The sequence below is a fragment of the uncultured Candidatus Kuenenia sp. genome (assembly GCF_900696675.1).
GTDB classification, from domain to species: domain Bacteria; phylum Planctomycetota; class Brocadiia; order Brocadiales; family Brocadiaceae; genus Kuenenia; species Kuenenia stuttgartiensis_A.
The window spans coordinates 1-8,827 of sequence record NZ_CAADGZ010000134.1; the positions used below are offsets into that span (position 1 = coordinate 1).

The 8,827-nt window shown below is 39.3% G+C and carries 5 protein-coding genes; 4 read left to right on the top strand and 1 reads right to left on the bottom strand.

Features of this window, described 5'->3' with window-relative positions; translation table 11 throughout:
• A partial coding sequence (locus QZT26_RS14765) for a LamG-like jellyroll fold domain-containing protein (protein WP_295103235.1) occupies positions 1-3,175 on the top strand: 3,175 nt, incomplete at its 5' end.
• A 9-nt stretch (positions 3,176-3,184) separates the two neighbouring features.
• Positions 3,185-3,622 carry a hypothetical protein gene (locus QZT26_RS14770; protein ID WP_295103237.1) on the top strand — a complete coding sequence of 146 codons (438 nt, stop codon included), beginning with the start codon at positions 3,185-3,187 and terminating at the stop codon, positions 3,620-3,622.
• A gap of 872 nt (positions 3,623-4,494) precedes the next feature.
• Here the strand turns inward: QZT26_RS14770 and QZT26_RS14775 are convergent.
• Positions 4,495-5,751, bottom strand: coding sequence for an outer membrane beta-barrel protein (locus tag QZT26_RS14775; protein ID WP_295103238.1), 1,257 nt, complete (start codon positions 5,749-5,751; stop codon positions 4,495-4,497).
• 1,430 nt (positions 5,752-7,181) lie between these two features.
• Here QZT26_RS14775 and QZT26_RS14780 point away from each other — a divergent pair.
• Both QZT26_RS14780 and QZT26_RS14785 read left to right on the top strand, forming a co-directional pair.
• The gene (locus QZT26_RS14780; RefSeq protein ID WP_295103241.1) at positions 7,182-7,430 is read left to right on the top strand and encodes a hypothetical protein; all 249 of its coding nucleotides are present in this window, start codon (positions 7,182-7,184) and stop codon (positions 7,428-7,430) included.
• Positions 7,431-8,612: 1,182 nt separating this feature from the next.
• Positions 8,613-8,827: hypothetical protein (locus tag QZT26_RS14785; RefSeq protein ID WP_295103243.1), on the top strand; the 215-nt coding region annotated here is incomplete at its 3' end.

Below are 8,827 nucleotides of genomic sequence, written 5' to 3' on the forward strand. Positions count from 1 at the left end.
GGATCGGAATTACATGGCCATAGGAACCAGGTATACCAATTTTGGCTTTTTTCGTGGAATTATAGACGACATCCGTATCTATAATCGAGCCTTGAGCGCCCAGGAGGTGTTGTCCTTATTTAATAACGCTACAACGCCCGACACGACACCGCCGACGGTGAGTGCAACGAGTCCTGTAAGTAATGCTACTGAGGTGGCGGTAAACAGTACCATCACCTGCACATTCAGCGAGGCGATGGACGCAAGCAGCATAACAACGGCCACCTTTCTGGTGAGTGATGGGATCAGTAATATAGGTGGGGCGGTATCGTACAGCGGTACGACTGCCACTTTTACCCCGTCTGGTAACCTGTCCTCTTCCACCACCTACACGACTACGATTACCACAGGGGTAAAGGATGTGGCGGGCAATGGTATGACAGCCGATTACGTCTGGAGCTTTACCACGGGAGCAGCGCCTGACCCAACTCTGCAGGCATACTATGCATTTGATGAAGGGACGGGAGCGACTGCAACGGATTCGTCAGGTAATAACAGAAATGGCACAATTACCGGAGCTACATGGACAACAGGAAAAATCGGTGGTGCATTGAATTTTGACGGGAATGATTATGTAACAATTCCTAGTATGAATTACGAAGAGATTTCCGTATCTGCATGGTTCAATAAAAATACATCTGGCACTAACGTTATATTTGGTGGTTTTAGATATAATGCTGATGTGCAATTGCGGGAAGGATTTGACTTGTATTTTAATTCGAGTACGCCAAATATACTTCGGTTTGTCGCGGCCACAAGGAATACAAGCTGGACAAGGACAGTAAAAGATGCAACAAAGGATTTTACCGATTCGAATGGGAGTTGGTATCATGTTGTTGGTACCTACAACAAGACTACGGGAGAGCAGAAGTTATATGTGGACGGGCAGTTGGTGGATACACAAACACATCCATCTGGGAATGTGATAGTGCCATTAACGGATCGGAATTACATGGCCATAGGAACCAGGTATACCAATTTTGGCTTTTTTCGTGGAATTATAGACGACATCCGTATCTATAATCGAGCCTTGAGCGCCCAGGAGGTGTTGTCCTTATTTAATAACAGTGACCACGTGGTGTTGTCCTTATTTAGCAACACTGTAATTCCTGACACAACATCGCCGGAGGTGAGTGCATGGAGTCCTGCAAGTGGTGCGACAGGTGTAGCGGTAGATAGTGTGATAACGGGGACATTTAATGAGGAGATGGATGCCGGCAGCATAACACCGTCCACCTTTCTGGTGAGTGACGGGGTCGATACTATAGGTGGAACGGTATCGTACAGCGGGACGACTGCCACTTTTATCCCGTCGGGCAACCTGTCCTCTTCCACCACCTACACGGCTACGATTACCACTGGGGTAAAGGATCTGGCAGGCAATGCGATGGCGTCTGACTATATATGGAGTTTTACTACGGACGATATGTACGGCACAGAGACGATTACCATGAGCTTGAGTGAAGGTCCAGGAGGTCAGCAGGTCCACTATGCATTTGATGAAGGTACTGGAGCGATTGTAACGGATTCTTCGGATAATAATAAAAACGGCACAATTACAGGCTTTACCGGATCCACATGGACTACAGGGAAATTCGGAAGGGCGCTGAGTTTTAACGGCGAAAGTACTTATGTATCGATTCCGCCTTTAAATTATGACGAGATTTCGGTTTCTGCGTGGTTTTACAGATATTCAGTAGATACGGAAGCGCCAGATACTATTTTTGGAGGTTGGTACTGGAATTCGGGAGGGCAAGGATATGGATTATATTTTGATCAGTATAGCGCTTCGAGAAACACCATACGATTTATTGTAACCACTAAAACATCTGAAGGCACGAAAACGCAAAAACACGCAACCAATGACTTGGTCACTTCGACTGGCAAGTGGTATCACGTCGCAGGCACTTACAACAAAACTACAGGCGAACAGAAATTATATGTAGATGGGCAACTCGTTGATACACAAACACACCCGGCGGGAAATACCATAGTGCCATATACAGCAGCATCGTATATGGCTATAGGGGCATTAACTTCTAATTATGGTCATATGGACGGTAAGATAGACGAGGTTGTGGTTTACAACCGGGAGCTGAGCGCCGGGGAGGTGTTGTCCTTAAGATTTTATAACACTACAATGCCTGACACAACGCCGCTTGTGAGGATTACTACACCCGATAATTATTATTTACAGGAAAATTCAGATCTCTCTGTTCAGGCGGAAACCAACAATTTACAGCAAAATCAGGGAATTCTCTTTGCGCTCGATAGCGGAACTGCTTATGCGCAAAGTATCAGCGATTACACAGCGCCTTATGAAGTTGTATTTACAAACCTTTCTCGGGGTGAATATGTAATGGATGCTTTTGTTGTGGATGCTGAGGGTAATAAAATTCCCGGAGAGTATGCACACGATAAAAGAGTGCAAATTGGCATTGGTGATTATTATTGGGGAATGGGAGATGGTATTACAATAGGAATTGGAGACGATGACGTTTCTGATGATACTTCACAAGATGGACGAAATGCGGGAGGTGGTTACCCACCAATATTAAATAATTTACTTACAGCGGCGAGAGGGTATCCACACACTATTTTTAATGAAGGAGTTGAGGGGTCTACCTCATCTGATGGAGCTTCTTCTATTAATAGAATGCTTCTAAGACATCCCAACGCTAGTGGATGTTTGGTTCAGTATGGAACAAATGATGCTAATCCGCTAGGGTTACCCATCCCAAGCGGGCTGGGTTTGAATCCTGGCGATCCTGGATATCCCGGGACTTTTAAAGATAATATGCAAAAAATTTCAGAGGCAATAAATGCTGCAGGTCAGAAAGCCTGTTTAGCAAAAGTGCCAATCGCTTTAGGAGACAGTTCCGGAACTTACCATGACCCTGACCAGACACCAAGAAATATATTGATTAAAGAGTATAATCAGGTTGTCGATGAATTAAAAAGTAATTTCAGTAACAATATTCTCATAATTCCTCCTGATTTCTACAGTTATTTTAACTATTCAGATGTGCCAACAGAACGTCGTCGTTATGAAGACGAATATGCTGATTTACTCCACCCAAATGGAATTGGGTACAGGTCTATGTCCAATCTGTGGTTCCAGGCATTAACTCAATAAAGGAGGAAAATGATGAGAGTAGTTTTTTTTGCATGGTTTGTTTTTTTCGTTTTTGTTTCATTTAATATACTAAATGCCCAAGAGATTTCAAGGATTGATTTGTTATATAAAAATGTTAAGAGTGATACATTTGTTCCTCTTTTTCGGGCATTCAAAAATGGTGATATAGATGCAATAAAAGAGTATATTTCTGACGATATGTATGAAAAAAATAAGGTCTTATTAGAACAAAACAAGGAATATCCAAATTTTCTTAGAAATTTCTATAGTGATGCTATATTCCAGGTAAGAAAAGTTGTGAAATCTGAGGAAATGGTATTCGTTGATGTGAGGGTTCGCTTTCCTAGCGGATATCAAAGTGTTACAAAAGTTCAACTCAAAGAAGGGAAAAATAAAGCAGGAGATACTATATGGAAAGTTATAAACTTCATGGAAAATTCTCAATAATGTCTCGTCAACTCTCAAGTGTTGGATAGAGACAAGATAGTTTTATCCCGGCCTTTTCGGTGGTGAATTGCCAATTGGCCTTCCTGGCGGGTTCAAGTTTGCAACCCAATATTATTAAGTTAAGGATGCATTCGGGATTTTTTATGACTTTACGCCAGTTTTAAATAAAACATTACAGTAAGTTAACCCTGACAGGGTTTTGTGCCCTGTCAGGGTTGTCTCGTCAGTTACAAAAGACAGTTGGCTTAAATTAATGACATTGGGTTGCAACCCAATGTCATTAATTTAAGAATTATTGTAACACTTTGGTTTTTAAAAAAAACGTATTACCGATAAGCTCCGTAGGAGCAACCTGTTTGTAGATAGGATACCATAACAGATATTAGCTCCGTCAGGAGCGACCTGTCTTCCTGTCAATCATATACAGGCCGCTCCTACGGAGCTATTTACCTGTTGAATTTTATTGCGCTACAAACAGACCGCCCCTTGTATTTTTCAAATAACGAAGGTGTTAAGAATTATTTTATTAAAAACAACCTCCTTTTTTAAGGGGGACTTTTGCGGTAGGTAGCTTAACTTAATGACATTGGGTTGCAACCTAAGCCCGCCTGGGTTAATATTGTATCTGTTATATTTATAAGAATTTGCAGTTAATTTTATAATATTATTCGGGAAAGACTTTAATATAAAATTTGAATTATTTCGCACCTATTCCAAAGAATACAACCAGTGTAGTTTTTAAAAAAATTTTATAATCGGGCAAAAGTAACCAAATTGTAAATATACTCTAAATCAAGCCTCATCCATTCGTTGAAATCTTTTATATTGCCTCTTCCATATGCCTGCCATGGATAGGTTGCCAGTTTATCATCTCAAAACCCTGCGGTTAATCCCAGGAATATGGTATTTTTTGAATATTCGGCAGTTTCAGAATTAGAACCTAATTGTGAATAAGTGTATGTCAAACGTCCCTTTAAGTTCCTGCTAATATCGTAGTTTAAAGAGGAATTTACCCCCAACAGTCTTTGTTCAAAAGACGAGGAAACATATTCACCCTCACCATAAAAAATTGATAAGGAACAAACAAGTCTTTCTAACATTTGTCTTGTTAAAGAAGCGGAAGTACGCCAGTTATTAAAGATGTCCGCAAAGTAAGGGCTTGTTGTATATTTCTTGTCAAACGAAAGTCTTGCACGAGTCCTTTCGTCTACGATATATGTCAGCGATGTCTGAACGAATGGTTTCGTGAGGTTTTCATCGTCAAAAGAATCGATAAAATCTACCCCCGTTCTCCCATCAAAAAAAAGTTTTTTTGTTATATACTGTCTTATGCCTGGACCAATTGTATTTATTATGGCATCTTGTTCATCTTCAAATTGTGCACTGATGAAGTCGTATGAAAACAAAAAAACAGTTTCGGTGGGACTAAACAAATAACTTATGCCCATACCTGGTTTATTGAGAAAAGAATTTGACCTGTTTGACCCTGGAAATATGTTTATCTCGTTGGCGTATTTTACAAAGAGAGAAATTTGTTTGGCAATATCGTTTGAGTAATTTATGTCAAACTTGTTTTGAAAAAATTCAAATCGTCCCCTTGACCTGCCAAATTGCCGAGAGGTAAAATCTTCTTCATCCGAGGAGGGCGCTTCGATGTGTGTAAAGACGTTTTTTAGGTTTATGCGGTCACGTTTTGAGAACTCATTTTCGAAATTTAAATTTATGTGTTGGGTGATATTGTTGAAAGTATAATTTTTGGCAAATGCCTGATATGCGATGTCGCCGGTTAGCTCAAATGTCCTGGTTTTTCCTTCATATTTTACCCCTACCCCGAGTTTGGCATTAGTGATGAAGTCTTCCTTTTCATTCTTGTTGGTAAAGGTGATGTTGTCATCAAATGTTTCGCCAACTGAAACCTCTGTAATCTTTATATCGAATCCTTTATATTTATAAGAAAGGGCATCAAGGAATCGGGTGATGGTGAGATCTAATCTATCATTATCGAAGGCGTAAGCGCTTGAAAGGGAAGCGAAAAAAATAACTCCACAAAGGCATGCTATTGATATAGTTTTTAAATGTCTTGCCAGGTTATTCACGGTAATCCCATATAGGTACGTAATTTTTGTCATATCCAAAGCATTTATTTAGTATCCTTAAACCGCAATTGCTTTGTAACAGTTGTTATCATAGAGAGCAAAACGGTGACATCTAAACCTAAAAAGACATCAGGGCTTGTGTATTGTCCAAAACAATCCAATCCTTCTAATTGTCTAAATATTTTCATCAATTATAAAATAGGGATATCTACATTACTCAGGTAAGTACAATATATAATGAAAATTAAAATTATGGTAGATTATCCTGCTAATCTTATGGAATTTGAATCGTAAGGCAGTGGTAATTCCACCTGCAACAGGGCAAGATTGTGGTTGTTGATCAAAATTATAGTAGAATACAATATATGGTAAGTACCTGAACAAGGTGGATTGTCAGATTATACAAAATGAAATCATATTTGCAATTTTAAAATTTAAAATTATCCAACGAATTAACGAATTGTGCATTTGCAATTATTAAAGTCCGTAAATCAGTAAAATGGCTATCCATGGTCCTCTTCTCAAGAACTAACCACACTTCGCTCAGTCCTCAATCCTCAGTCCTCAGTCCTCAGTCCTCAGTCCTCAGTCCTCAGTCCTCAGTCCTCAGTCCTCAGTCCTCAGTCCTCAGTCCTCAGTCCTCAGTCCTCAGTCCTCAGTCCTCAGTCCTCAGTCCTCAGTCCTCAATCCTCAATCCTCAATCTGCAATCTGCAATCTGCAATTTGCCGACTGCCGACTGCCGCAATCTTTCGTCACCCGTCGTTGCCTTTTCCTCAAAAAACCTCTTTTTTTGTAAGTTTTTCTTCGTGCCCTTTGTGCCACGTACTACAATCCATCAACTTCTTGTTTTTAATGCTTGTTTTTCAAAATGTATAACTGTAAGGCATTGATTAGATGAAGCTTACGTAAAGTTTAGGAGTTTAGAAGTTTAGAAGTTTAGAAGTTAACTCTACAACTCTCTTTGTAGCATTGGGTTTTTTGTCATTTGAATTTGTTTCGTATTTCGATATTCGTATTTCGAATTTGGTTGCGGCCAAAGGCCGCGCCGTGTTCTTAGTGGTTAAACTCTTTTTGGTTGCGGCTTTACTGCGTTATGCAATACTGAATTTAATCAGATAATCTGCTGTATGTATTTGCATACAGTGGGAAACAAGCATAACAACTTTGATTATTAATAGTTAATGAAATATCAACTATACGGTGTATTGATTTACATACACTTTTCGTAAATTGCCCGGATTTGTTTTTATCACTACTTCTCATTCCGTTGTTAATTTTATCAGTTATAACTACTTTTATCTTAGAATGTTATAAATTTATTACTGTTAGTATAAAAAAATTGTATTGTTTTAATTTTCAATGGCAAACACATTGCGAAGGTGTTGTGTTGAGAAAAAAGTCTGTTTCGGGAGTGTTCCCGGAAGATTGTTAAAAAAGATGTAAATTGAAGGAGGATGGCGAAATGTTTAAGAAGATAAGTATTGGTGTTGTTATTTCAGGGGTGTTAATGTTTAGTTATTTTGGATTAAACACTGCATTCATTAGCCCTGTAATCGCAGATGAGGAAGAGAAGGACATTGAGAAGAAGACTGATGAGTTGATGGGTAGTTATAAAACAGGAAGTACCTCATATGTTAGTGCTGTCGTTTCCAATGAGGATGTCTGTGAAAAATGCGGAAAAAAGAAAGATGATTGCACCTGCGAGGAATAATGAGCAGTAAACAATTGATACGTTCGTCATACAGGAGTATTCATTGTTATGTAAGTTGGCGTCGAGCTAATTGGTGACATATGAAAACAATTGGCGAAAGAAAACATTTATAGCATCTCGCTTTGCGAAGTAGCGGGCGGAAGTTTCCCAATAGCGCCATTGGCTTGCATTTATTTGTTGGATTTTCAGGATGGCACGGACAAACGCTGTTTGTCCGTGCCATCAGTCGTGTAGGGGGGGGCATTGTCCTCAGAGAAATAAAGAACGTGTACGGAATGAGTGGTATTTTGGTGGGCAATGCCCAAGCCCTGCCAGGTTTGCTTGACAGAAGATGAATTCACCTGAAAATGAAGGAAACAACCCTGTCAGGGTTAATATCCCATGCTTGCAAAGACTACTGAAAATACTTTTGTCCGCAGATTTCATAGATTAACGCAAATTAAAAAAAAACGGTTTTAAGCTGTTTAAACCGTTTAAACAGCTTATCTACCATATAGATGTTTCATTTTATGTAAGCTGTTCTTTGGGATTGTTTGGATGTAACTATTTAGCGTAATGTATTAAACTACCGAAGTACAAGTTGGTGTTTTATACCTTAAAGGTGCACAAATTACGAAGTGTAGAGCGAAGAGATTCTTCGCTCTACAACAGCAACTTTTAAGAAATCACAATTTGTGAATTCGTAAGGTATAGACCGTAATGTTTCCGCTGAATAGTTACGTTTGGATTACAGTGAGAGAGTTGAGTACAAAGCTAATACGACTAATGCTGACTACTCAGAAGATACCTGTTTGAGAAAAAAACACATATCACCATCTCATACGACCTGGACTTCGGTTTTCCCCTTATACCTTGCAGTTAGGGACATGGTCACAGGATGTGAGTCCTCCCTCGGTCATATGGATTACCCATTTTCCCCTTCGTGATGTATGCTTACCTTGTTTTTTAGGAATTTCAATAATTTTGTAGAGACGCATTGCACGCGTCTCTCTGTTGTGTCAATATTTTCATTATGCACCGCAGTTTCCAGACGCATGCAATGCGTCTCTACATTAAACATCAACAACAGAATAAAATTGCTGCCAAATGCAGCTTGATTTAATACCTGTTTTTATCAAAATATTGTCTGACAATGGGGTGTGCCTCGGTTTGTCAATTAATCTCTTATTAGGAGAAATAGTGGTGAAGTCAAAGATTAGCATCGTAGTAAGCATATTGGTTATTGCCCATATTGTTCTTTTCGCTGAAAAGAATCTTGCGGAAGAAAAAGCATATCAAAATATTTATGGCATACTCTGGAATGATAAACCATCTGAGGACATTAACTATGCAAGGCAGATGGGGTATGATTCTATTGCTATAAATCCATCCTCAGAAGTTAAAGACTATCATAATAA